Genomic DNA, 22,572 nt, shown 5'->3' on the forward strand with positions numbered 1-22,572 from the left:
ATATAGTTGATGGTTTATTTTATAAAAATTAGTTAACCGAACTGTGGTTTGGTTATGATGAATTGTTAGTCTTTTTTAGAGCTAATGTTTACGCCATTGTCATCTATTTTTACGTTTACACTTTCAGATTTAGCATTAATCCCTTCATCGTTTATTTTTATAAGGCTTTTATCGCCTTTAATTTCTAGGCTATCGCCATTTATTATAACGCCTTTGTCTTTTTTCTTAATATCTATATTAACTTCAAAATCCTCATCATCGCAATCTAAACATTGTAATTCGTCATCCATAACTTTTAAGTAATGTTCTTCCATATCGTTGTGTAATATGTCGTTGTAATAACTAGAGTTTCTGTGAAAAGAATATGTATTATCATCGGCATATAAAGTAAGTCCTTCTGGTAAATAAAGTGTAACTTCTACTTCTTGATCTCTAAATTTACTTTTAAAGGCTGTTGTGTGATAGGCATTTAATTGTAATTCGTTTCCAGAAAGTAAATAGCTATAATCTATATCGTTGGCACGTTCTCTAGCGGCTTTGTAGCTGTTACCTTCGGCTGTTTTTTCAATACGAATACTGGCTAACGAATCTTTGGTTGATTTTACAATTAATCGAACATCCGATGAATAGATAAGTTTTTCATCGGCTTCGTTGTAAACCAATTTATAAGGTGTATGGTTTCTATACACACTATTACTGTACAAGGTGTTTCCTTGCATTTTAAGGTACAATGTGTCTTGAGCGGTTACTTGTAAGGTTTCGGTTTTAGTTGCGTTAGCATCAAAGGCATGTTCGCTGGCTTGTCTTATGCCAATAATAATTAACCCAACAATAGAAAGTATCCAGAGCCCCAATAACGAAAACTTAGCAATGTTTCCTATAGATTTAAGGTTATTCACTAATATTTTTAACCCTAAATAAAACAGGAAGAAAAAAGGAATTCCAAAAAAGAAAAATGTTAGTAACGATGATAGCCATACAGGCGTATTGGCTGCATTAGCGGCATCAATAAAGTCGAATCCTGGTATGTTTGCAAAATCTGATATCCCGAAGGTAAATAACCCAATTATTAAACCTATTAATGTTGATGCACCAATAAGTATTAAAAGAACACCAATAAATTTGGCAAAAACTTTAAGGCAAAACATAATGATATCGCCTAAAGTATCGAAAAAGGATTTAGAGTTAGATTTTACTTTGTTGCCGTATTTTTCGTAATCGACATTTTTTACGGTTTCTGAAACGTTGTCAATGCCATCACGAATTTTTTTTTCAATATTGGTAATGTTAACCGGCTCGCCAGTCATGGTAAGTTTTTCGGCTGTAGTAACGGCTTCTGGAACTAAAATCCAGAATAAAATATAAATAAGAATAAATGTTCCACCAGATCCTAATGCCAATAAAATCCATAATAAGCGTACCCAAACCGCATCGATACCCAAATAATGCCCCAATCCAGACGATACACCGCCTATATACGAGTTATCTGTATCGCGATATAGCTTTTTTGATGACCGTTTGGTATAAGTACTTTTGGGGTCGTCTTCAAAAATTTCTTCATCAACAAGATAATCTTCAGGTTGTCCCATTATATTAATAACGTCGTCAACCTCTTTACTACTAATCACTTGTTTATCGTGTTTCATACGCTCTGTAAAAAGCTCGGCAATACGAGCTTCAATATCGGCTATAATTTCAGAGCGTCCTTGTGCGTCTGTAAATGAACGTTTTATAGCCTCCAAATAGCGTTGCAATTTTAAGTACGCATCTTCATCTATATAGAAGAATGTACCTGCTAGGTTTATGTTGACTGTTTTATTCATTTTGTTTTATTTTTTTGACTGGTTACTATGTTAACTGCGTTTTGTAAATCTTCCCAAGTGCTGTTTAGTTCCTTAAGAAATAATTTTCCTGTTTCTGTAAGACCATAATATTTTCGTGGTGGTCCAGATGTTGATTCTTCCCAACGATAGGAAAGAAGTCCTGCGTTTTTAAGTCGAGTAAGTAAAGGGTAAATAGTCCCTTCAACCACTAGCATTTTGGCGTTTTTTAGGGTGTCTAGAATCTCGGCTACATAAGCGTCTTCATCTTTTAAAATAGATAAGATGCAGTATTCCAGAACACCTTTTCGCATTTGTGCTTTTGTGTTTTCTATCTTCATGGTCTAATTCGGTTTAATGATGAAACTGTTCATTTTTTGATTGATTTTAATTGATGATTAGTTTATTTGATGAAATTAATAGTAAGTGGGTATTTATAGGGCAAACCATCTCTAGCCTTTAAACTAGCTGTAACAATAAAAACCAGTTCCAAGATGAAAGCTATAATACCTAAAAATCCCATAAAACCTGTAAAGTATAATAAAGGAGAAGGGTTATCTAAATCAATGTGAAAATTTTGGAACCCATTAATATCTATAAAGTCTATCCCACCAAAAAACTTAAAAATAAAAAAAGGAATGGTTATCATACCTATAATAATGGTGTACAACAGTATACTTATTTGAAAGTTAATAGCTTGTTTACCGTGCTCATTTACAAATTCGCCTTTATCTTTATTAATACTCCATAAAAGTATAGGACCAATAAAGTTTCCTAAAGGGATAATAAACCTAGAAAAGGTGGATAAATGAATAAACGTAGCGATGTTTTTTTGATGATTGTTTAGCATGATTGATGATTCATATAATAGTTTCTTATGCAAATATATATCTAAAAAAAGGTATTATGCAATACAAAGTACTAAAAATTAACATATTTTTAACAAAAGTGAATTCAGTTTTTTTCGGTACTTTAGTGGGCAATTAAAAAAGCTCTCATGACAATTTCACCCAAAAAACTAAACCTATTTTTATTATTTAAATTACCTTCTGCTTACTTTACAGGAGTAAGAGCCACATTTATAGACGACAATAGTTGCGAGGTTAAAGTAAAACACAAGTGGATTAACCAAAACCCTTTTAAATCTATGTTTTGGGCAGTACAAGGTATGGCGGCTGAATTGACCACTGGGGCTTTAATGCTAACCAAAATAAAAGCTTCTGGAAAGCGTATTTCTATGTTGGTAGCCAATAACAAAGGTAGTTTTACTAAAAAGGCAACAGGAAGAATTACATTTAAATGCCATCAAGGAGACGCAATTAACGAAGTAATAAAAAAAGCGATAGAAACAGGAGAAGGGCAAACTATTTGGTTGTATGCCAATGGTGTTGATGAGTCTGGAGATGAAGTTTCTCAATTTGGTTTTGAGTGGACACTAAAAGTAAAGTAATTACTGTAACAAAATCGATATTTAAGCAACCTATTTATAAAATCAATCAAAAAGCATAATATTATGACAGCACACGAAATAGATTACAGAATTTTTGGAGAAGAAATGCAATTTGTAGAAATTGAGTTAGATCCACAAGAAGGTGTTATTGCCGAAGCCGGAAGCTTTATGATGATGGATGACGGCATAAAGATGGAAACCATTTTTGGTGATGGCTCTAAAAACGATTCTGGATTTTTAGGTAAAATTTTGGGTGCAGGAAAGCGAATCCTTACAGGAGAAAGTTTGTTCATGACGGCTTTTTATAATAACCTATCTGGAAAACGAAATGTAAGTTTTGCGTCGCCATATCCAGGAAAAATTGTGCCTATAGATTTAACTCATTTTGGCGGGAAGTTTATTTGTCAAAAAGATGCTTTTTTGTGTGCCGCTAAAGGTGTAAGCGTCGGTATAGAGTTTAGTAAACGTCTAGGTCGTGGCCTTTTTGGAGGTGAAGGTTTTATTATGCAAAAACTAGAAGGTGATGGTATGGCCTTTGTTCATGCAGGAGGAACTATGGCAAAGAAAGAATTAAAAGCAGGAGAAACATTACGAGTAGATACAGGTTGTATAGTTGGTTTTACAAAAGGTATAGATTATGATATTGAGTTTGTAGGCGGCATTAAGAATACCATTTTTGGTGGCGAGGGGTTATTCTTTGCTAAACTTCAAGGGCCTGGAACAGTTTATGTTCAATCGTTACCATTTAGTAGATTAGCTGGTAGAGTGCTTGCATCTGCGCCAAGAGCAGGCGGTAAAGATAAAGGTGAAGGAAGTATTTTAGGAGGTTTAGGAGACTTATTAGACGGCGATAATAGATTTTAATCTTATATTATTCGTGGTTAAATAGTTATAAATTTAAGTGTTAAAATTTTGTTGATTTTATGTTTTTAAACACTTTTTTTACTACCTTTAGTATCTAACTTAATAGAATTATAGCCTATAAAACATTTCTACTTTATTAACCCAAAACCTAAAAATTAATTATGGCGAGAGCAATGTTTGAGTACACCAAAACTGTGCTTAAAAAAGTAAGTTTTGACACTACGTTGTTCTGTAAAGAAGTGCAAAAAGCAATGCAACGCTTATTGCCTTACGAGATTGAAGAACTTAGGATTTTTATCCAATCTTTAATCCGACAGAACCCAGAATTAAATCAATGTTTAATACACTTAAAGAACTAAATAAAAAAGCGATCTTTTTAGATCGCTTTTTTATGTTTTAATAGCATATTATTACTTTTTAGGGAGGGGACTAATAATTTTAACATTTTGAAACGCTATTGCCCCGCGAACAATACTTGAAATAGTATCGTATAAAGCATTTATAATTTGCATTTTTAATTCGCTTTTATGATATATTAAACTAACCTCTCTGGCAGGACTTGGCTCGGTAAAGTGACGTAAGTTAGTTTTTAAATTATCTTTAAGATCTAAAGTATGTAAATAAGGAAGCAATGTCATGCCTAATCCTTCGTTTGATAATTTTATTAAAGTTTCAATACTACCACTTTCCAATTGAAACGCGTCTTCGTTTTGATTTTTTAAAGATTTACAAAGATTAATAATACCGTCTCTAAAACAATGACCATCTTCCAATAAAAGCATATCATGCAAATCTAAATCATTAACTTCAATGTGCTTTTTTTCAAAAAGTCTGTGGTTTTGTGGAATATAACCAACAAAAGGTTCGTAATAAATAGGTCTTTCTTTAAGGTTATCCTTTTCTAAAGGTGTTGCAGCAATGGCAGCATCAAGGTGTCCATCTTCTAGGCGTTGGATAATTTCTTCGGTGGTTAGCTCCTCAATTTTTAATTTTACTTTAGCATGTTTTTTTATAAACGTTTTTAAAAACATAGGAAGTAGCGTAGGCATAATAGTAGGAATAATACCCAACCTAAATTCGCCACCAATAAATCCTTTTTGCTGATCGACAATATCTTGAATTCTATCCGATTCATTTACAATATTTCTAGCCTGTAATACTATTTTTTTACCAACCTCGGTAAGTTCGATAGGTTTTTTACCTCTATCAAAAATTAATACATCAAGCTCTTCTTCAAGCTTTTGTATTTGCATGCTTAATGTAGGTTGCGTAACAAAGCAACTTTGAGCTGCTTTGGTAAAGTTTTGATGTTCGGCAACCGCTAAAACATAATATAATTGTGTAATCGTCATAAGTATCAATTTAGGCTATAAAAATATAAAATCTATCAATTATATTTATTAAAAAAAGCAGCTTATTATGAGTATTTTTGAACTGTAAAAGAAACCATAGAAAAACGAATGAAAATGACTTTAAATACAATAGGATTAAATAAAGAAGAAACTAAAGATTTAGCAGGTGATTTAAATACACTTTTGGCAAATTTTCAGTTGTATTATCAAAATTTAAGAGGTATTCACTGGAATATTAAAGGAAAGGCATTTTTTGACCTTCATACTAAGTTTGAAGAATTGTATACCGATGCTAATGTAAAAGTTGATGAAATTGCAGAGCGTATTCTTACGTTAGGGGTAACACCTTTACATACGTTTGACGATTATACTAAAGCAGGGCAAGTACCTGTAGGAAAAAACATTTCTCAAGATGAAAAAGCGGTACGCTTAATTGTTGATTCATTGTCAGAGCTCTTAAAGATTGAACGAACTATTCTTGAAAAATCTGATGAAGTTGGTGACGAAGGAACCAATGCTATGATGAGCGACTTTATTACCGAACAAGAAAAAACCGTTTGGATGATGAAAGCTTGGTTAGGCGAAACCGTATAAATATTTGGTTAGTTAGTAGATTGATTAAAAGCCCAAACTTGTATTGTACAAGTAAGGGCTTTTTTATGTTTAAAACCTAATGGTTAAATCCAGGTTGTTGTTGGTAACTTCAAATTTAGCATCGTTAAATGTTGGTGGGCCAAATAACATGGGGTTGTTGCTCATGCCATAAGATTCTATTGGCATACCCGAAGGATCAAAATCCATACGATTATTATCGTTTTCGTCATGGAGGACCATAACAGCGTAAGTTCCCGCTTTTAGGTTAGGGAAAGTAGCCACAACAGTATCTCCTTCTACTTTTAATTTCGCATTTTGAATACCCTTAGCTTTCATAAACGTGTCCTGATTGTGCAAGCCAATTAAAATATGTCCTTTTTGATTTAAAATATTGGCAATTTTAACGTCTACCGTATAGGTGTTTGTTGAATCTTGAGCTTTTATGATAAAAGGCAGTAGTGTTAACATAACTACAATAGCTAGATGTTTCATTTTATGATGTTTTTTTGATTAATATTCTTTGCAAATATTGTGAAGATATAAATAGGTGAAAATAATTGCTTACTGAATTGTAGTTTTTATAAGATGAGTTGTTGTAAATACTTAAATTAATCCTCTAGCTTTAATTTCTAAATATTTATTTATGGTGTTTATCGTGAGTTTTTCTGGTGGAGTTAAAACGGTTTGAATACCATGCTTATTAAGTTCTTTCGCCATAAGTCTTTTTTCATATTGAAACTTTTCGGCAATAGTTTTGTGGTAAATCGTTTCAATATCCTCGGCATCCTGTAGTACAAGTTTAGAGAGTTCGGTATTTTCAAACATAATAACAACAAGCAAATGTTGTTTTGAAATGGCTAATAAATAAGGAAGTTGTCGTTTTAAAGCACTAATATGCTCAAAATTTGTGTAAAGCATCATTAAGCCCCTATGGGTTGCTTTGCGTTTTAAATGTGCGTAAAGGTTGCCAAAATCACTATCGTGAAATTGCGTGTTTATATTGTAAAGATTTTCTATAATGTTATTAAGGTGTGTTAGTTTATTTACAGGAGGAATAAACGTTTCAATAGTTTTAGAAAAAGAAACCATACCAACTTTATCATGCTTTTTTAAGGCAACATTACTAAAGGCCAATGTAGCATTTATAGCATAATCCAATAGTTTCAAGCCTTCAAAAGGCATTTTCATAACACGACCAGTATCGATAATAGAATAAATAGGTTGCGATTTTTCATCTTGATATTGGTTAACCATAAGTTGACTTTTCTTGGCTGTTGCTTTCCAATTTATGGTTCTAAAATCATCACCTTGTACATAGTCTTTAATTTGTTCAAACTCTTGTGTATGTCCAATACGCCTAATTTTTTTCATGCCAAAAGCTGTTAAATGATTGCTTATGGCGAGAAAATCATATTTCTGCATTTGTATAAAAGACGGATATACTTTTACCATTTGCTCGTTTTGAAAACTGTATTTTCGTTTTATAATTTTTAGTCTGCTAGAAAGGTAAATATTGACATATCCAAAACGGTACTCGCCACGGTCTACTGGTCTTACAAAATAATCGAAATGATAATTATCAAAAGATTCTAAAGTAGCTTTATGTAAAAAATCACGTTTTTGAAACTGTTCCGGTAGTTCATCAATTATTTCAAGAAAAACGTTTAAAGCATAGGAGCTTTTTATAGTTATAGAAACGGGGTTTTTATCGCTATTAGAAAATCGCTCAGGAAGCAACCTACTAGCAGTTATGCTATATTTAGGATTGTAAATGATAAGTAAATCGGCAATAAAGAGTACACTTATAATAATAACACCACTCCAAGCTACAGGATATAAAACGGGAATCCAATACGATAGTAAAAAACATACCGAAACAAGCGCTAGGTAGCTATAGAAATTGCCGTGTATGTAAAGCGATTTTATAAAGCGCATATTAAGGGATTACCTAGGTATTTCAACAGATTGGACAATCATTTCTACTACATTCTCGGTGGTCATACCTTCCATTTCGCGTTCTGGGGTTAAAATAATACGGTGATTTAAAACAGGCGTTAACGATTTTTTGACATCTTCTGGAGTTACAAAATCACGTCCATTAATAGCCGCAAACGCTTTCGATGTGTTTAAAATGGCTAAAGAAGCTCTTGGTGAGCCACCTAAATACAAGTGTGGATGATTTCTTGTTTTTTGAACAATCTCGGCAATGTAATTTATAATTTTACCTTCTACAATAATCTCTTGAGTTTTGGTTTTAAAATCGGCCAGTTTTTCGGCATCTAGAACAGGAGAAATAACGGTTTGTGGTTTCTCGCCTTTACGATTGTGGTGACTTTCAATAATTTTTATTTCTTCTTCAAGAGAGGGATAATCGACTTTTATTTTAAAAATAAAACGATCTAGCTGTGCTTCGGGTAACGCATAAGTACCTTCTTGTTCTATAGGATTTTGAGTGGCTAAAACCATAAATGGACTTTTAAACTTATAGGTATTTCCATCTATAGTGGCTTGACGTTCTTCCATGGTTTCAAAAAGAGCAGCTTGCGTTTTGGCAGGCGCACGGTTTATTTCATCTATTAAAACAATATTTGAAAAAATAGGGCCTTGTTTAAATTCGAAATCGGATATTTTAGTGTTAAAAATAGAAGTTCCTAAAACATCGCTAGGCATTAAATCTGGTGTAAATTGAATGCGGCTAAACTGCGTTTTTAAAGACTTTGCAAACAGTTTTGCTGTAACTGTTTTGGCAATACCAGGAACACCTTCAATGAGCACATGGCCATCTGCTAAAAGAGCGACAATAAGTAACTCGATAAAGTTGTCTTGACCAATAATAACTTTACTCAATTCGGCTTTAATATTGTCTACCGCTTGTTTTAATTCGGTTAAAGAAATCCTATTGTTAAAGTCTAAGTTTTCGTTTTCCATGCGTTGTTATGTTTGTAAGAATCTATTAACGTGTTAATGTCTTCTAGTTCTTTTTGATTAATATGTGTTTTGTTTTGTAGCGCGATTATATTATTAAATAGTGCTTTGGTATCTTCAATAGTATTATTACTTCTAGAGGCTAGATGATTAAGGAATAAAGCATTAATCTCGTTGGTGTCTAGATTGTAATGTTGCCTAATATAATCTAAAAAGTGCTTTACTTTATGATTAAAAATATCCTTATGATTCCCTTTATTAAGGTACATGTTGGCTACCGTTTGAGTAAAGTTTATGGTTTGGTTTTTTAAAGGTGTAATTACTGGAATAGCACGTTGTTTTCGTTTACCATCAAATAGAATATAAAACAACACACCAATTAACATAATGTAATACGCCCATTTTAATTGCTTAGTATTAAGCATGATATGTAATGGCGATGTGTAAAAAGCTTTTCCAGATTTATAATGATTATCTATATAGATGGTTTCTTTGATGTTTAAATACGATAATAGGCTAGATGTAAATTGTACTGTATTATCTTCAAGCATAAAGTAGTTGGTGAATGCTTGTGGGAAAGCACATAAAATTATGGTGCCGTCTCCAAAGTTTTGCTTAATAATATTGACATGCTCATTTTTAATTGCTGAATAACTATCAAAATTATCAACAACACCAATAACTTTAGTTTTAAGCGTATCTATTTTTTTAAAATAGGTGATGTAATCGGCTTTTTCAAACGAAACAATCTCTTGATTAAGATGCTTGTTTTTTAACTGTAAGCCATACACGTTATTAATATTATCTAGATTACTTATAAAAGACGTTTCAAGGTTTAGTGTGTCTAATAAAGTACTTGAGAAATTTTCTGAAGCTATAAAAAGCGTATTGCCTTGGCTTGTCCAAGATAGTAGTTTTTCGGTTTCACTTTTATCAAATTCTAGACTGTTATTTACAAAAAAGTAGGCTCCTGTAATGGTGTCGTTTTTTAAAAATTCGAATGGCGGAATGGTAACATCTTTAATTTTAGGAAATAGAGCCTCTATTTGATCGTGTAGAACATAAGTGCCAAATGGAATTTTATGATGTTTGGCATACGATGGAAACCAATTTATCTCTTTAGGTTTTAAGTACTCGTAAGCCACAAGCGATAGCATGGTAAAAACAATTAAGGTAATATATATTTTCGCTTTTTTTGTCAAATGGCTTTAATGGAATTATTAAGGGTTTCAAAAATAGTTTTTAGGCTTTCAAATTTGGTGTTTTCTACTTGAAATTCGCCATACCATACATAATCGTAAACATGAGTTGCCTGTTCAAAATTGTGTTTTAAATCTTCCGATTCAAGCTCAGAAATATAATCGGTATTTGTTTTTTGCTGTTGCCAGTCTATTAACTTTTTTTCGGTTAAATATTTTAAAGAAAGCAGGTAATAATACCTAATGGCAAGCCTAAAGTTTTGTTCTTTTAATGCGTTTGTTATGAGGGCTTCAATATCTTCGTTTTTAATAATATGCTCTTCATCGGATATTGTAATATTTCCAAGCTTTTGTGGTGTATGGGCGTGTTTTTGATTATATCTTAAAAACAACTTAACCAAAAGAAAGACTAAAAGCCCAAGAAGCGCATAGGGTAATGCTTTTAATATAAAACTTAAAATGCCTGTTGCTTTTTCAACTCCAAAAAGGTATTCGAAAATTTTATAGACAATATTTTTTAGCCATCTAAAAAACTTGGCTATTACCGAGGTGCTTTCAGATTTCTCTGTATAGTTAAAATCGGGATTGTCTTTATACTGTTCTAAGTTTTTTTCAGTAATGTCTCTAACCTCGACTTTTGTATTGTCGTAAACAATATTAAGCGAATCTGTTTGGCCAAAAGCCAAAGTGGTACAGAATAAAAAGACTAGGAGAAACTTTATCACAATTTAATCGTTTTTACCAATGGCATCAATACGTTCTAAAGTTCCTGTAAAGTTCTTCTTTTCGTTTAAATTAAAGTAAATTAAAACGGCTCCAATAGTTAAAACTAAATTTAAAACAAACTTAAAAAGATAGCTAATAATATTTAAAATTATGTACACAGGATCGATAAAGGATTCTTGCATAGTAGCAGGGTCAACTTCACCAGAAAAGATCCCCATTTTTACCATACTATAAATACCAGCAGGAAGCCCAAAAGCATATCCGGCAACACTAATAATTAGCCCTAAAACAACAATTGAGGCCCAGGTAGACCAAAAGTCTTCTTTAATTAAGGTGTAGCTATAGCTGTAGGCATCGGTAGCGTTTTTATCTTCAAAAATAAATACACAAAACACAATAAACATAGGAACCATAAAGTATAAAACGGGTAATATACAAAGCATCATAGCTATAAAAAGTGTTCCCCATTTTAAAATGCTTAATCCTGTAAAGCCCCAAAAAGTTTGTTTTACTTGTTGTTTTACCTCAATAGCATCAACCTGTCCTTGATTTTTAATATAAGATTTAATATAATGGATAGCCGTAGAATTGGCGTAAACATAGGTGAGAATACCTGTTATAGCAAATAGTCCCAAGGCTAAAAACATTATCCCAAGATTTTCTGGAAGCGCTGTTTGTCCTGGTTGAAAGTCGAGAACACCTCCCGAAGCATATAGGTAAAATGAAAGAGCCATTAAAAACAGCACTAGGTAAGGCGCACAAACTTGAAGAATAAGCTTAAAAAAGGGTTTAAACTCGTTTCTTATAAAACCAAAACTGTCTGTTAAGATGTCGCCTAATTCACGTCTTTTTTTAAACTCTATGTATTGTTTCATGAGTGGTTAATTTTTTTGTGTAATTGAATAGGGTAAATAACGTAATAAAATATAATTAGTGCCAAAGAACTAGCAATAATAAAAATAGCTAACCAATCTGGCATTTCGGTATGTCTAGTAACAAAGCCTTCTAAAAAACCAGCAATAATAAAAAAAGGAATGGTGCTCATTAATATTTTTAAACCGCTTTTAACGCCTCTTTTAAAAGATTCTAAGCGGGTGTAAGTTCCAGGGAAAAGCATACCATTACCTAAAACCAATCCAGAACATCCAGCAATAATAATAACTGAAATCTCTATCGTACCATGTATCCAAATAGTTCTAGCCGATTCCCAAAGTAAGCCTTTGTCGTAAAAGAAATATTGAAAACTCCCTAGCATAACACCATTTTGAAGCATGACAAAAAGCGAACCAATACCCAACAAAATGCCATACGCAAATGCCATAAGAGCTACTCTAATATTATTTATGGTAATACCAAGAAACATATTAAACTCGCCTTGTTGTTTGTAAACAGCCATAGGGTCGCCCTTCTCAATGTTTTCAAGCGTCATGTTTACGTAGCCATCTCCTAAAAAAGAACGCACAAAATCTCCTTCGTTAGCAGCAGAGAAAGCACCTACAATGGCAAAAAGTGCAAAAACTAAAAAAGCTATAAGTAACTCCCTTTGGAAATAATAAAACTGAAAAGGAAACTCAGTTTTAAAAAATGTAATAATTCTGTTTTTAGACTCTTTTTGTGTTTTATAGATTTTTTGATGCGCTTGAGAAGCTAACTGATTTAAGTAACTCGCCGTTTTACTTCTAGGGTAAAACGTTTTAGCGTAACTTAAATGGTCGGTTATTTCTACGTACAAATTAGAAAGTTCGTTGGGGTCTATATTTGTTTTATTTGAAAGAAGGCTTTCAAATCTTAACCATTTATCCTTATTTTGCCTGACAAAAGCGGCTTCTCGCATAAAACAACATTTGTTTTCAAAGAAAAGAAAATATGGAAGAATTTCAAATTGAAACAGCTCAAAATGTAGGGATTCATCAACAAGTGGCTAATATTGGCGATCGTATTTTAGCTTATCTTATTGATAGTGTTATTGTATTTGCTTATATGATTTCAATGATTATTATCTTAAATGCATTAGATATTGATATGTTTGACTCTTGGGCTATATTCTTGTTATTATCGCTTCCAGCTTTTATGTATTATATATTGTTTGAAACGTTTTGGGATGGGAAAACAATAGGGAAACATGTGGTGAAAATAAAAGTGGTTAAATTAGATGGTACTAAACCAGCGTTTTCCAATTATTTAATTCGGTGGCTTTTACGTATTGTCGATGTCACCATTTCAACAGGTGGTATTGCTGTATTAACTATTTTAATAAAAGGAAACGGACAACGACTAGGAGATATTGCAGCGGGAACCACAGTAATTACCGAAAAGACTAAAGTCTCAATTCAAGAAACCTTAATGCAGGAACTGCCAGACAATTATGTGCCTAAATACAGTCAAGTAACCGTTTTTTCTGATACCGAAATACAAACCATAAAAAATCTTTACGACAAAGCTGTTCGTAATGGGCAACATAATATTATTTTAGCTTTACAAAAACGCCTAAAACTAGTTATGCAAGTTGAACCCGTAGAAAAACCGGTAGATTTTGTCTCTACGGTTATAAAAGATTATAACTACTACACACAAAAAATGTAATGTTTTTTCAAGTAATAGACATATTAGGAACAATTGCTTTTGCTATTTCTGGCGTATTAGTGGCGCAAGAAAAACGAATGGATCCTTTTGGAGTTCTTATTATAGCGTTTGTAACAGCGGTTGGAGGCGGTACATTAAGAGATGTTCTTATTGGTCAAACACCAGTGTCTTGGATGACCAATATGACGTATGTTTACGTGATTTTTGCCTCTACAATTTTTGCTATTATTTTTAGAAAGCAAATTAATTATTTAAGAAAATCATTATTTCTATTTGATACTATTGGTATAGGATTATACACTGTTGTTGGCATAGAAAAAGGTTTAAGTATAGGTTTACACCCTATAATTTGTGTGTCTTTAGGTACCATGACTGCATGTTTTGGTGGCGTTATTAGAGATATTTTAAGTAATGAAATCCCTGTTATTTTTAGACAAGAAATTTATGCTACAGCATGTATTTTAGGCGGTGCGACTTATTTTTTATTACAGGAATTGCCAATAGTAGAAAACTTTGTTTTTATTATCTCAGGACTAGTTGTTATTATTATTAGGTTACTAGCTGTAAGATTTAAAATTAGTCTGCCAAGTATTTATAAAGATTAGTCTATAAGCCTAACTTTTTTAATATAAATGTTGTGTAATGGCCATTCGCCATCGTCGGTTTTTTGTTTGGCAATTTCATCAACAACATCCATACCTTTTATAACTTTCCCAAAAATGGTGTAATCACCATCTAAATGATGAGCGCCACCTTTCTGCTGAACAATAAAAAACTCGTAAGGCGATGCTAGTTTATAAGGGTTTTCAATCTCACTACTTGGCATACTTACCACACCACGATCGTGTTTAAACCCTCGTTTTGTGTCTGGAGGTAAAAGGTATTTGCCTATTTTAGTACGTTTTCTCATAACGTCCCTATCGTCAGTACTTCCCCCTTGAATAATAAAATTATTAACCACGCGATAAAATTGGGTGTCATCAAAGTATTTTTGTTTCGTTAAAAAAATAAAATTTGCTCTATGGAATTTGGTTTCATTAAAAAGTAAAATATCAATATCACCAAATTCTGTAGTAATTCTAACCTTATTTTCTTGGTGTTCTTTTTCATATTGAAGAAAAAATTCCATTGCATTATCATCTGTAAGAAGCGGGAATTCTCTTTCAGGTTTTTTTATCGAATCTTTTTTTATTGTTTTTTGTTTCGTTAAAGTTTTAGACTTAGATATAGATGTTTTATTTTTATTATTTTCACAACTTACAAGTAGTAATGTAGAGAGAAGTATGAAGAAGATTTTTTTCATTATTTAGGAGTCGTTTTTGGTTCCATTAAAGTTATTACAAATGGATTTTACAGTTTTTTTAAATTCAATCCCAAAAATAAAAAATATACCACTCCCAGCAGAATTGTCGCAACTTAAAATGTCGCCACCATTTAGAGAAGCATTACAAGAGCAACAAAAAGACGCCATAAAAACAGCTAGAAAAGCAGCAGTATTAGCGTTGTTTTATCCAGATAGCACAAAAACAACGCGTTTAGTTCTTATTTTAAGAAAAACGTATCGTGGTGTGCATTCTGCGCAAGTTGGGTTTCCAGGAGGAAAGCTAGAGGCGTTTGACGACTCTATGGAAAGTGCTGCTTTAAGAGAAACCGAAGAGGAAGTTGGGGTTTCTAGGCATTATGTTGATGTTTTAAGAGGTCTAACCCAAGTTTACATTCCGCCCAGCAATTTTTTTGTGTATCCGTTTATAGGATATACCAAAAAAACACCTGTTTTTTCTAAACAAGACGAAGAGGTAGAAGAGATTATTCACGTAACATTAGCCGATTTTTTAAATCCTAAAAATGTGATTAACAAGACGGTGTCTACATCATATAAAAAAGATGTTGTTGTGCCAGCGTTTAAATTAAATGGTTATGTGGTTTGGGGAGCAACAGCCATGATGCTAAGCGAAATAAAAGACTTGTTAAATAAGGCGTTATAAACGTGTAGTTTTATTATTTTTGTAGTTCTGTTTAATACCGAACACACGTTATGGGATTATTTAAAAAAAATCCTTTTGGACATATACTTTTTTTGAAAAAATGGCTCATTAGAATAATGGGAGCCATAAGTCATAGGCGATTTCGAGGATTCAATGAATTACAAATTGAAGGCTCTGATGTGTTAAGAAACCTGCCAGAAACTAATGTGCTTTTTATTTCCAACCACCAAACTTACTTTGCCGATGTAGTGGCTATGTTTCATGTGTTTAATGCCAGTTTAAGCAATCGTGACGATAGTATTAAGAATATTAGTTACTTGTGGAAGCCCAAACTAAATATTTATTATGTGGCTGCTAAAGAAACTATGAGAGCTGGATTTTTACCTAAAATTTTGGCTTATGCAGGCGCTATTCCTATAGAGAGAACTTGGCGTTCTGCAGGAAAAGAAGTCAAGCGCCAAGTAAAAATGAGCGATATTACTAACATAAAAAAGGCTCTAGATGATGGTTGGGTTATTACTTTTCCACAAGGTACGACAACACCTTTTAAACCTATCAGGCGTGGTACAGCACATATTATAAAACAATACAAACCAATTGTTGTGCCTATTGTAATAGATGGTTTTAGACGCTCTTTCGATAAAAAAGGACTGCGTATTAAAAAGAAGAATATTCTTCAATCTATGGAAATTAAAAATCCTTTAGATATAGATTATGATAACGAATCTGTTGCCGATATTGTAGAGAAAATAGAATATGCCATAGAGCAACACTCATCATTCTTAAAGGTAATTCCACAAGATGTTTTAGAAGAACAAGAAAAACTCAATAAACAGCGCGAGTGGTAATAGTTTCAAGCCTCCAAACGTTTTAGTTCTTTGTAATTCTTATTTAACCGTTTTAATAAAATACCATAGATTAACCAATAGAATAGTAAAAGAACTCCAATAATTAAAATTAGCATACCCGCTACTATAAGAATGAATGTGGCGTAAAACTTGAAAGCTTCTCCGTTTGTAGCGGCTTCATTTACTTGTGAGATTAGTTGTTGATCCATTTTAAATTCAACACATAACACAACTATTACAGAAACCACAAGATAAATTAAGTTAAAGGCAACATACTGTTTTACCGTTTTTCTAGTTTTTAAAATATTTTCCATAAGCACTTTGGCACTATCGGTAGCAGAGATGCGCTTGTAGTTCCTAAAAAATAAGTAAAAAAAGTAGGCTAAAATACCATACCCAATAACAGCGAGAGGAATCATGACCATGTCGGTATCTAATTCTTGAAAACGCTTCATGCCTTCATTATCCTTTAGGAAAAATGAAATAACAGTCCAAAAAATAAACTCTAATAGGCTTATAATAAAAATCCATTTTACAATAGAGGATGATCGTTTAAGAATCATTCTATATATCTCGTCGTAAGATAGTTTAGGGTATCTTCCGTCGTTTTTCTGCCAGTCTTTTTTTAATAATTCCAATTCATCCATAATCTCACGGATTTAATATGGTTTTTAATTTCTTTTTTACACGATTCATTTTCACTCTTGCATTAACTTCGGTAATTCCTAAAGTCTCGCTAATTTCGTTGTAATTTTTATCTTCTAAATAAAGTAGTACCAACGCTTTTTCAATATCGTTAAGCTCGTGTATGGCTTGGTACATAAGTTTAAGTTGTTGTTCTTCGGTACGATCATATTCCTCAGCTTTTATCTTAAATTGAACCGCATCAAACGCTTGTGTTTTTACACGTCTTGTCGATTTTCTGTATAGTGTTATGGCAGTATTAAGAGCCACACGATACATCCATGTGCTAAATTTGGAGTCGCCACGAAACTTTGGGTAAGCTTTCCAAAGTTGTATGGTTACTTCTTGAAAAAGATCGTTATGTGCTGCTTGATTATTGGTGTAAAGCCTACAAACTTTATGCACAATATTTTGATGCTTTTCTAGCAGTTCAACAAAACTATGTTCTAAAGATTTGCTCAAATATTTGTGGTTGGTGTTTAATGTATTTGTATACTAAATTCTCAAGTTGTTACAGTTTTAATCATTTTTTTGTTTTAAAATTCCCAGAACAATTAAAAGCTGAGCCAAACCGTAAGTAAGCATAATACTAACATTAGCAAAAGTAATAGGCTTGTAAAATTTGTTTAAAGCAAGAATACTATCTGAAGTCAAAAAAAGAAGTGCGCCTATAAAAACCAGTGTAAAACTAGTTTTAACAACTTTATTATATCTTAAGAAAGCTGATGCTGCCATGCTTAAAATAACAACCATATAAATAATAACAGGAATTAGCATATTGCCTAGGCCGTTTTCTAATTTAGTAAACAAAAATGCCGCATAACCTAGTAAAACAATTATAAAAAACCAGGCTTTAAAAAATGGTTTTGCCTTTTTGGAAAACACTAAAACATACATAATATGTGCTATTAAAAAGGACACTAAACCTAATGTGAAAAAATGAGGAGATATATCTGGAAATAACAAGAAAATGTCACCCAATAGCGAAAAAACTAAAGCCAGTAACATTAGGTTTTGTATACGTTTACTTAAGTGAGAATAATTATTCTTAAAAAAAATAATTAATGATAATAGAATTAGTGGTTTGGTAACATAGCGAAAAGAATTCAGTTCCGGTATACTTGAACAAAGAAGTTCTAAGGCTAATAACGTAATAAATAAGACGATGAAATTTTTCTCGTTAAACATGTGTTTAGTCTCTTATAGTTTTGATAAAAGTATCTATTTTTTCAATACCAAACTCATTTAAATGCTTTATAAAAGCACTTCCAATGATGGCACCTTTGGCGTAAGTAGTCGCCTGTTTAAAAGTGGCGTTGTCCTTAATGCCAAACCCCACAATTTGAGGCGTGTTCAGCTGTAATGCTGAAATTCTATTAAAATATGCCATTTGCATATCACCAAAGCCTGATGTTTTTCCAGTAGTCGCTGCCGAACTCACCATATAAATAAATCCGTTGGAAACAGAATCGATATAACGAATACGTTTTTCAGAGGTTTGTGGTGTGATTAAAAACACATTAATCAGGCCATAACGTTCAAAAATGGCTTGGTATTCATTTTGGTAAACATCTATCGGTAAATCAGGAATAATAAGGCCGTCAATCCCAATGGCTTGACATTGTTTGCAAAATGCTTCTACGCCATATTGCAAAATAGGATTAAAATAGCCCATAATGATCAAGGGAATGGACACGGTTTTTCTAATATTTTCTAATTGTTCGAATAACACTTCGGTGGTCATACCATTTTTTAAAGCTTGCGTAGAACTCGCTTGTATAGTTGGCCCATCGGCTAATGGATCGCTAAACGGTAAACCTATTTCAACCAAATCAACACCCGATTGTTCAAGGTGTTCAAGAATGGTTATTGTGTTTTTTAATTCAGGATACCCTGCTGTAAAATATATGGAAAGCAGTTTTTTGTCGCTTTGCAGCGCTTTGTTAATTCTATTCATATTTATCTCATTTAAATATTGAAATAGTTAATGTAATTGTCCAAATCCTTGTCACCACGCCCTGAAAGACACAGCACAACAACATCGTTTGGTTTAAATTGTTTTTTGCTGAAAACAGCCAAAGCGTGAGCACTTTCAATGGCTGGGATAATACCTTCCAATTGGCAGAGTTCAAGTCCAGCTTTCATAGCGTCAGCATCGGTAACCGAGATAAACTCTGCGCGACCAGAGTCGTACAAGTGGGCATGCATTGGGCCAACCCCAGGGTAATCCAATCCTGCCGAAATTGAATAGGGTTCGGTGATTTGACCGTCCAAAGTTTGCATAAGTAGGGTTTTGCTACCGTGTATAATGCCTTCACGACCTAAAGCTGAAGTCGCCGCGCTTTCACCAGAATCTATGCCGTGACCAGCTGCTTCCGCAGCAATAAGTTTTACATTGGTATCTTCCAAAAAATGATAAAAAGCACCAGCCGCATTGCTACCGCCACCAACACAGGCGATAACATAATCTGGGTTGCTACTGTTTTCGTGTTTTAATAATTGCTTTTGTATTTCTTCGGAAATTACACTTTGAAAACGTGCTACCATATCAGGGTAAGGATGTGGCCCTACCACGCTGCCAATAATGTAATGCGTGTCTGTAGGATTGCTTATCCAATCTCTAATAGCTTCATTAGTCGCATCTTTTAAGGTTTTGCTTCCAGAAGTGGCGGGAACAACTGTTGCGCCCAGCATTTTCATTCGGGCGACATTTGGTGCTTGTCTTTTTATGTCAACTTCACCCATATAAACCACACATTTAATACCCATAAGCGCACAAACTGTGGCTGTGGCAACACCGTGTTGTCCCGCACCAGTTTCAGCAATAATGCGTGTTTTTCCCAAGCGTTTTGCCATCAATATTTGTCCAATGGTATTGTTTATTTTATGGGCGCCAGTATGATTTAAGTCTTCGCGCTTTAAATAAATTTTGGTAGTGTACTTTTCTGAAAGGCGTTTGGCAAAATATAAAGGTGAAGGTCTGCCAACATAATCTTTTAAAAGCTGCTGAAACTCCTCTTGAAAATCGGGTTCAGCCATAATATTTATATAGTTTTGCCGAAGTTCTTCGACATTGGGATATAACATCTCAGGAATGTAAGCGCCGCCAAACTTTCCGTAATACCCGTTGTTGTTTATGTTGTAACTCATAATCGAGATTTAAATTCAGTTAATAATTGACTGTTTTTTAACCCTGGTTTAATTTCAAACTTGCTGTTGACATCCACGGCATGACATTGTTTTGAGGCCGATGTCTTAAAAAAGCTGTTGAGGTTTTCAATGCAGTCCAATCCAATTCCACCGCTTAAAAAATAAGGCGTTGTTGCGGTGTATTTTTTTAAAATCTCCCAATTGAACGTGTAACCGTTACCACCAGGAAGTTTTCCTTTGGTATCAAAAAGAAAGAAATCTACATAAGGCTCATAAGGTTTCAGGGTATCAAAATTAAAGGTGTCCTTAATTGACAATACTTTAATGACTTCAACATTCGTGTGCTTTAAATGTTTGCAATACTCAACAGATTCCTGGCCGTGTAATTGCACAGCTTGTAGATCGTGGATTTTTATTTTGGTTTTGATGCTTTCTAAACCGTCATTGACAAAAACACCCACTTTTTTAATGGTTTTGGGAAGTTTTGGAATGGTTTTATCAAAATATCGAGGGGATTTTTCATAGAAAATGAATCCTAGGTAGTCAGGTTGCAATTTAGAAACCTCAACAATGTTGTTCTCGTATAACATCCCGCAGATTTTTAATTTCATTGCTCCAGTTGTTTTATAAATTGTGCTGCGCTGTTACCAGGGTTGTCGGTTTTCATAAAATTTTCACCTATTAAAAACCCTTTAAAATCGTAGGATTTAAGCGTTTGAATAGCTTTAATAGAACTGATGCCGCTTTCAGAAACTTTTACAAAATCATTGGGGATTTGAGCGCTCAGGTTTTTACTGGTTTCTAAGTTGACCTCAAACGTTTTAAGATTTCTATTGTTAACGCCTAGCATATCCAAACTAGGCATTATGGATTTGTTGAGTTCCTCTTCATTGTGAACTTCTAAAAGCACATCTAAATTGAGTTGTTTCGAGAGTTTAGAAAATTGCTTTATCTCATCACGTGTTAATATGGCCGCAATAAGTAAGATAGCATCGGCACCATAAGCCTTGGCTTCCAAAATTTGATATGCATCAATAATAAATTCTTTTCTTAAAAGCGGCAGGTTGCAATTTGCCCTTGCAAGTATTAAATCGTCCAGCGATCCGCCAAAATACCTTCCGTCGGTAAGCACTGATATTCCGCAAACACCTGCGTTTTCGTAACCTTTGGCAACAGCTTGCACACTTAACGAATTATTGATGACCGATTTTGAAGGCGAACGCCTTTTGTGTTCGGCAATAATGCCCGAATGACTGTTTTTTAATCGTTTGCTTAATGAGATGGTATTGCGTTCAAACAATACCGATTGCTCGAGTTGAGATACAGGAATGAGTGCTTTTTTTAAAGCCACTTCTTGGCGTTTGTCTGCTACAATTTGGTCTAAAATGCTCATTGACTTAATTGGATTAAGGTGTTGAAACTCACTTTTGCTTTTCCACTTTTTAGAGAATCGTAAGCCAAATTATAAGCATCTTCTAAGTTGCAATGTTTTACGGTTGAGATGGCTAAAGCCGCATTGGCACAAACCACATTGTTTTGGGCTTCAGTACCAAAACCAGAAAGGATATGTTCAAAGATTTTAGCCGAACTTTTAATGCTGTTTCCACCGTGAATGGCCGATTGTTTAAAAGTTTCGGAGTTGAAGTCAGAAGGTTTAAGTATATGTTCAGCCTCGTTTTTTACAACTTTGGCATTTCCGGTTAAGGAAATTTCGTCATAGCCATCCAAGGCATGAACAATGCAATAATTCTTGTCAGTTTGCTCATAGAGATAAGCGTAGAGACGCAGCAATTCCAGATTAAAAACACCAACCAATTGATTTTTTGGAAATGCCGGATTAACCATGGGGCCAAGCATATTGAAAAATGTTTTTACACCAAGTTCTCGCCTAATAGGAGCTACGTTTTTCATTGCGGGGTGAAATAACGGGGCGTGCAACACGCAAATGTTGGCTTGCTCCAAACAGGTTTTTAAAAATCCTTCGTCATTACTGAATTTAACACCAAAAAACTCCATAACATTACTCGAACCAGAAACCGAAGACACCCCATAATTACCGTGTTTAGTAACTTTTACGCCAGCTCCAGCAGTAATGAATGATGCCAGAGTTGAAATATTAAAGGTGTTTTTGCCATCGCCGCCAGTACCGCACAAATCAATGGTGTTGTAGTCTTCTAAATTTACAGGAATGCAAAGCTCCAATAAGGCATCACGAAAGCCTTGCAATTCCTCAACGGTAATGCTACGCATCATATATACCGTAAGAAAGGCTGCAATTTGGCTTTGGTTGTAATCGCCTTTGGAAATATTCACTAGAACCTGTTTAGCTTCTTCTGTGGATATGTTTTCGTGATTAATAAGTCTGTTTAAGATATTTTTCATTGTGGTTTTC

General features: G+C 33.6%; 28 protein-coding genes. 8 read left to right on the forward strand and 20 right to left on the reverse strand.

The window, feature by feature from the left end:
• Positions 1–65: 65 nt before the first annotated feature.
• From EJA19_RS09265 to EJA19_RS09275, 3 genes are all read right to left on the reverse strand, one after another.
• Positions 66–1,823 (reverse strand): PspC domain-containing protein, encoded by a 1,758-nt coding sequence (locus EJA19_RS09265; protein ID WP_125468095.1) that lies wholly within the window; start codon positions 1,821–1,823, stop codon positions 66–68.
• Positions 1,820–2,161 carry a PadR family transcriptional regulator gene (locus EJA19_RS09270; protein ID WP_125468096.1) on the reverse strand — a complete coding sequence of 114 codons (342 nt, stop codon included), beginning with the start codon at positions 2,159–2,161 and terminating at the stop codon, positions 1,820–1,822. Before EJA19_RS09270 ends, EJA19_RS09265 begins: the two co-directional genes overlap by 4 nt.
• Positions 2,162–2,223: 62 nt before the next feature.
• Positions 2,224–2,670, reverse strand: a complete 447-nt coding sequence (locus EJA19_RS09275) for a DUF4870 domain-containing protein (RefSeq protein ID WP_125468097.1) — start codon at positions 2,668–2,670, stop codon at positions 2,224–2,226.
• Positions 2,671–2,817: 147 nt separating this feature from the next.
• Here EJA19_RS09275 and EJA19_RS09280 point away from each other — a divergent pair, with 147 nt between their 5' ends.
• The 3 genes from EJA19_RS09280 (at position 2,818) to EJA19_RS09290 (ending at position 4,493) form a co-directional block, all read left to right on the forward strand.
• Positions 2,818–3,270, forward strand: a complete 453-nt coding sequence (locus tag EJA19_RS09280) for a DUF4442 domain-containing protein (RefSeq protein ID WP_125468098.1) — start codon at positions 2,818–2,820, stop codon at positions 3,268–3,270.
• A 63-nt stretch (positions 3,271–3,333) separates the two neighbouring features.
• Positions 3,334–4,134 carry a TIGR00266 family protein gene (locus EJA19_RS09285; protein ID WP_125468099.1) on the forward strand — a complete coding sequence of 267 codons (801 nt, stop codon included), beginning with the start codon at positions 3,334–3,336 and terminating at the stop codon, positions 4,132–4,134.
• 161 nt (positions 4,135–4,295) lie between these two features.
• Entirely contained in the window at positions 4,296–4,493 is a 198-nt protein-coding gene (locus tag EJA19_RS09290; RefSeq protein ID WP_125468100.1) for a hypothetical protein, read from the forward strand.
• A gap of 51 nt (positions 4,494–4,544) precedes the next feature.
• Here EJA19_RS09290 and EJA19_RS09295 read toward each other — a convergent pair whose 3' ends face one another.
• Positions 4,545–5,486 (reverse strand): LysR family transcriptional regulator, encoded by a 942-nt coding sequence (locus EJA19_RS09295; RefSeq protein WP_125468101.1) that lies wholly within the window; start codon positions 5,484–5,486, stop codon positions 4,545–4,547.
• 114 nt (positions 5,487–5,600) lie between these two features.
• On the opposite strand from EJA19_RS09295, the gene EJA19_RS09300 reads away from it, so the two are divergent.
• Positions 5,601–6,080 (forward strand): Dps family protein, encoded by a 480-nt coding sequence (locus EJA19_RS09300; RefSeq protein WP_125468102.1) that lies wholly within the window; start codon positions 5,601–5,603, stop codon positions 6,078–6,080.
• A gap of 69 nt (positions 6,081–6,149) precedes the next feature.
• Here the strand turns inward: EJA19_RS09300 and EJA19_RS09305 are convergent, their stop codons facing one another.
• From EJA19_RS09305 to EJA19_RS09335, 7 genes are all read right to left on the reverse strand, one after another.
• Positions 6,150–6,572 carry a DUF2141 domain-containing protein gene (locus EJA19_RS09305; RefSeq protein WP_125468103.1) on the reverse strand — a complete coding sequence of 141 codons (423 nt, stop codon included), beginning with the start codon at positions 6,570–6,572 and terminating at the stop codon, positions 6,150–6,152.
• Between the two features lie 111 nt (positions 6,573–6,683).
• Entirely contained in the window at positions 6,684–8,015 is a 1,332-nt protein-coding gene (locus EJA19_RS09310) for a DUF58 domain-containing protein (protein ID WP_125468104.1), read from the reverse strand.
• A gap of 9 nt (positions 8,016–8,024) precedes the next feature.
• Positions 8,025–9,008: an AAA family ATPase gene (locus EJA19_RS09315; protein ID WP_125468105.1), complete on the reverse strand. Its 984-nt coding sequence runs from the start codon at positions 9,006–9,008 to the stop codon at positions 8,025–8,027.
• Positions 8,990–10,207, reverse strand: coding sequence for a DUF4350 domain-containing protein (locus EJA19_RS09320; RefSeq protein WP_125468106.1), 1,218 nt, complete (start codon positions 10,205–10,207; stop codon positions 8,990–8,992). The genes EJA19_RS09315 and EJA19_RS09320 overlap by 19 nt, the downstream gene beginning before the upstream one ends.
• Positions 10,204–10,929: a DUF4129 domain-containing protein gene (locus EJA19_RS09325; protein WP_240640262.1), complete on the reverse strand. Its 726-nt coding sequence runs from the start codon at positions 10,927–10,929 to the stop codon at positions 10,204–10,206. Before EJA19_RS09325 ends, EJA19_RS09320 begins: the two co-directional genes overlap by 4 nt.
• Positions 10,930–10,932: 3 nt before the next feature.
• Positions 10,933–11,805, reverse strand: coding sequence for a hypothetical protein (locus tag EJA19_RS09330; protein WP_125468108.1), 873 nt, complete (start codon positions 11,803–11,805; stop codon positions 10,933–10,935).
• Positions 11,802–12,764, reverse strand: a complete 963-nt coding sequence (locus EJA19_RS09335) for a stage II sporulation protein M (protein ID WP_125468109.1) — start codon at positions 12,762–12,764, stop codon at positions 11,802–11,804. The genes EJA19_RS09330 and EJA19_RS09335 overlap by 4 nt, the downstream gene beginning before the upstream one ends.
• Before the next feature lie 32 nt (positions 12,765–12,796).
• On the opposite strand from EJA19_RS09335, the gene EJA19_RS09340 reads away from it, so the two are divergent.
• Together EJA19_RS09340 and EJA19_RS09345 are read left to right on the forward strand one after the other, a co-directional pair.
• Positions 12,797–13,513, forward strand: a complete 717-nt coding sequence (locus EJA19_RS09340; protein ID WP_125468110.1) for an RDD family protein — start codon at positions 12,797–12,799, stop codon at positions 13,511–13,513.
• On the forward strand, positions 13,513–14,118 hold the full coding sequence (locus EJA19_RS09345) for a trimeric intracellular cation channel family protein (protein WP_125468111.1): 606 nt from the start codon (positions 13,513–13,515) through the stop codon (positions 14,116–14,118). The genes EJA19_RS09340 and EJA19_RS09345 overlap by 1 nt, the downstream gene beginning before the upstream one ends.
• On the opposite strand, the gene EJA19_RS09350 is transcribed toward EJA19_RS09345, so the two are convergent.
• Positions 14,115–14,816: a peptidylprolyl isomerase gene (locus EJA19_RS09350; RefSeq protein ID WP_125468112.1), complete on the reverse strand. Its 702-nt coding sequence runs from the start codon at positions 14,814–14,816 to the stop codon at positions 14,115–14,117. The two genes, EJA19_RS09345 and EJA19_RS09350, sit on opposite strands and share 4 nt — an antisense overlap.
• Positions 14,817–14,856: 40 nt before the next feature.
• On the opposite strand from EJA19_RS09350, the gene EJA19_RS09355 reads away from it, so the two are divergent.
• Positions 14,857–15,498 (forward strand): NUDIX hydrolase, encoded by a 642-nt coding sequence (locus EJA19_RS09355; RefSeq protein WP_125468113.1) that lies wholly within the window; start codon positions 14,857–14,859, stop codon positions 15,496–15,498.
• 50 nt (positions 15,499–15,548) lie between these two features.
• On the forward strand, positions 15,549–16,346 hold the full coding sequence (locus EJA19_RS09360) for a lysophospholipid acyltransferase family protein (protein ID WP_125468114.1): 798 nt from the start codon (positions 15,549–15,551) through the stop codon (positions 16,344–16,346).
• A gap of 5 nt (positions 16,347–16,351) precedes the next feature.
• Here EJA19_RS09360 and EJA19_RS09365 read toward each other — a convergent pair whose 3' ends face one another.
• The 8 genes from EJA19_RS09365 to trpD are packed head-to-tail and all read right to left on the reverse strand — an operon-like array spanning position 16,352 to position 22,562.
• Positions 16,352–16,993 carry a hypothetical protein gene (locus EJA19_RS09365; protein WP_125468115.1) on the reverse strand — a complete coding sequence of 214 codons (642 nt, stop codon included), beginning with the start codon at positions 16,991–16,993 and terminating at the stop codon, positions 16,352–16,354.
• Between the two features lie 4 nt (positions 16,994–16,997).
• The gene (locus EJA19_RS09370) at positions 16,998–17,492 is read right to left on the reverse strand and encodes an RNA polymerase sigma factor (RefSeq protein WP_125468116.1); all 495 of its coding nucleotides are present in this window, start codon (positions 17,490–17,492) and stop codon (positions 16,998–17,000) included.
• A gap of 57 nt (positions 17,493–17,549) precedes the next feature.
• Complete coding sequence (locus tag EJA19_RS09375; protein ID WP_125468117.1) at positions 17,550–18,218, reverse strand: lysoplasmalogenase; 669 nt, start codon at positions 18,216–18,218, stop codon at positions 17,550–17,552.
• Between the two features lie 4 nt (positions 18,219–18,222).
• On the reverse strand, positions 18,223–18,987 hold the full coding sequence (trpA, locus tag EJA19_RS09380; protein ID WP_125468118.1) for a tryptophan synthase subunit alpha: 765 nt from the start codon (positions 18,985–18,987) through the stop codon (positions 18,223–18,225).
• 11 nt (positions 18,988–18,998) lie between these two features.
• Positions 18,999–20,180, reverse strand: a complete 1,182-nt coding sequence (gene trpB, locus EJA19_RS09385) for a tryptophan synthase subunit beta (protein WP_125468119.1) — start codon at positions 20,178–20,180, stop codon at positions 18,999–19,001.
• Positions 20,177–20,791 carry a phosphoribosylanthranilate isomerase gene (locus EJA19_RS09390; RefSeq protein WP_125468120.1) on the reverse strand — a complete coding sequence of 205 codons (615 nt, stop codon included), beginning with the start codon at positions 20,789–20,791 and terminating at the stop codon, positions 20,177–20,179. The genes trpB and EJA19_RS09390 overlap by 4 nt, the downstream gene beginning before the upstream one ends.
• Positions 20,788–21,573: an indole-3-glycerol phosphate synthase TrpC gene (gene trpC, locus EJA19_RS09395; RefSeq protein WP_125468121.1), complete on the reverse strand. Its 786-nt coding sequence runs from the start codon at positions 21,571–21,573 to the stop codon at positions 20,788–20,790. The genes EJA19_RS09390 and trpC overlap by 4 nt, the downstream gene beginning before the upstream one ends.
• Entirely contained in the window at positions 21,570–22,562 is a 993-nt protein-coding gene (gene trpD / locus EJA19_RS09400; RefSeq protein ID WP_125468122.1) for an anthranilate phosphoribosyltransferase, read from the reverse strand. The genes trpC and trpD overlap by 4 nt, the downstream gene beginning before the upstream one ends.
• Positions 22,563–22,572 lie beyond the last annotated feature (10 nt).

Origin of the sequence: Mangrovimonas spongiae (assembly GCF_003944795.1) — a bacterium.
Taxonomy (GTDB): Bacteria; Bacteroidota; Bacteroidia; order Flavobacteriales; family Flavobacteriaceae; genus Mangrovimonas; species Mangrovimonas spongiae.

Excerpts from the sequence above, each read along its gene's own strand:
- EJA19_RS09265 (WP_125468095.1), bottom strand. The coding sequence starts at position 1,823 with ATGAATAAAACAGTCAACATAAACCTAGCAGGTACATTCTTCTATATA.
- EJA19_RS09270 (WP_125468096.1), bottom strand. The coding sequence starts at position 2,161 with ATGAAGATAGAAAACACAAAAGCACAAATGCGAAAAGGTGTTCTGGAA.
- EJA19_RS09275 (WP_125468097.1), bottom strand. The coding sequence starts at position 2,670 with ATGCTAAACAATCATCAAAAAAACATCGCTACGTTTATTCATTTATCC.
- EJA19_RS09280 (WP_125468098.1), top strand. The coding sequence starts at position 2,818 with ATGACAATTTCACCCAAAAAACTAAACCTATTTTTATTATTTAAATTA.
- EJA19_RS09285 (WP_125468099.1), top strand. The coding sequence starts at position 3,334 with ATGACAGCACACGAAATAGATTACAGAATTTTTGGAGAAGAAATGCAA.
- EJA19_RS09290 (WP_125468100.1), top strand. The coding sequence starts at position 4,296 with ATGGCGAGAGCAATGTTTGAGTACACCAAAACTGTGCTTAAAAAAGTA.
- EJA19_RS09295 (WP_125468101.1), bottom strand. The coding sequence starts at position 5,486 with ATGACGATTACACAATTATATTATGTTTTAGCGGTTGCCGAACATCAA.
- EJA19_RS09300 (WP_125468102.1), top strand. The coding sequence starts at position 5,601 with ATGACTTTAAATACAATAGGATTAAATAAAGAAGAAACTAAAGATTTA.
- EJA19_RS09305 (WP_125468103.1), bottom strand. The coding sequence starts at position 6,572 with ATGAAACATCTAGCTATTGTAGTTATGTTAACACTACTGCCTTTTATC.
- EJA19_RS09310 (WP_125468104.1), bottom strand. The coding sequence starts at position 8,015 with ATGCGCTTTATAAAATCGCTTTACATACACGGCAATTTCTATAGCTAC.
- EJA19_RS09315 (WP_125468105.1), bottom strand. The coding sequence starts at position 9,008 with ATGGAAAACGAAAACTTAGACTTTAACAATAGGATTTCTTTAACCGAA.
- EJA19_RS09330 (WP_125468108.1), bottom strand. The coding sequence starts at position 11,805 with ATGAAACAATACATAGAGTTTAAAAAAAGACGTGAATTAGGCGACATC.
- EJA19_RS09335 (WP_125468109.1), bottom strand. The coding sequence starts at position 12,764 with ATGCGAGAAGCCGCTTTTGTCAGGCAAAATAAGGATAAATGGTTAAGA.
- EJA19_RS09340 (WP_125468110.1), top strand. The coding sequence starts at position 12,797 with ATGGAAGAATTTCAAATTGAAACAGCTCAAAATGTAGGGATTCATCAA.
- EJA19_RS09345 (WP_125468111.1), top strand. The coding sequence starts at position 13,513 with ATGTTTTTTCAAGTAATAGACATATTAGGAACAATTGCTTTTGCTATT.
- EJA19_RS09350 (WP_125468112.1), bottom strand. The coding sequence starts at position 14,816 with ATGAAAAAAATCTTCTTCATACTTCTCTCTACATTACTACTTGTAAGT.
- EJA19_RS09355 (WP_125468113.1), top strand. The coding sequence starts at position 14,857 with ATGGATTTTACAGTTTTTTTAAATTCAATCCCAAAAATAAAAAATATA.
- EJA19_RS09360 (WP_125468114.1), top strand. The coding sequence starts at position 15,549 with ATGGGATTATTTAAAAAAAATCCTTTTGGACATATACTTTTTTTGAAA.
- EJA19_RS09365 (WP_125468115.1), bottom strand. The coding sequence starts at position 16,993 with ATGGATGAATTGGAATTATTAAAAAAAGACTGGCAGAAAAACGACGGA.
- EJA19_RS09375 (WP_125468117.1), bottom strand. The coding sequence starts at position 18,218 with ATGTTTAACGAGAAAAATTTCATCGTCTTATTTATTACGTTATTAGCC.
- trpA (WP_125468118.1), bottom strand. The coding sequence starts at position 18,987 with ATGAATAGAATTAACAAAGCGCTGCAAAGCGACAAAAAACTGCTTTCC.
- trpB (WP_125468119.1), bottom strand. The coding sequence starts at position 20,180 with ATGAGTTACAACATAAACAACAACGGGTATTACGGAAAGTTTGGCGGC.
- EJA19_RS09390 (WP_125468120.1), bottom strand. The coding sequence starts at position 20,791 with ATGAAATTAAAAATCTGCGGGATGTTATACGAGAACAACATTGTTGAG.
- trpC (WP_125468121.1), bottom strand. The coding sequence starts at position 21,573 with ATGAGCATTTTAGACCAAATTGTAGCAGACAAACGCCAAGAAGTGGCT.
- trpD (WP_125468122.1), bottom strand. The coding sequence starts at position 22,562 with ATGAAAAATATCTTAAACAGACTTATTAATCACGAAAACATATCCACA.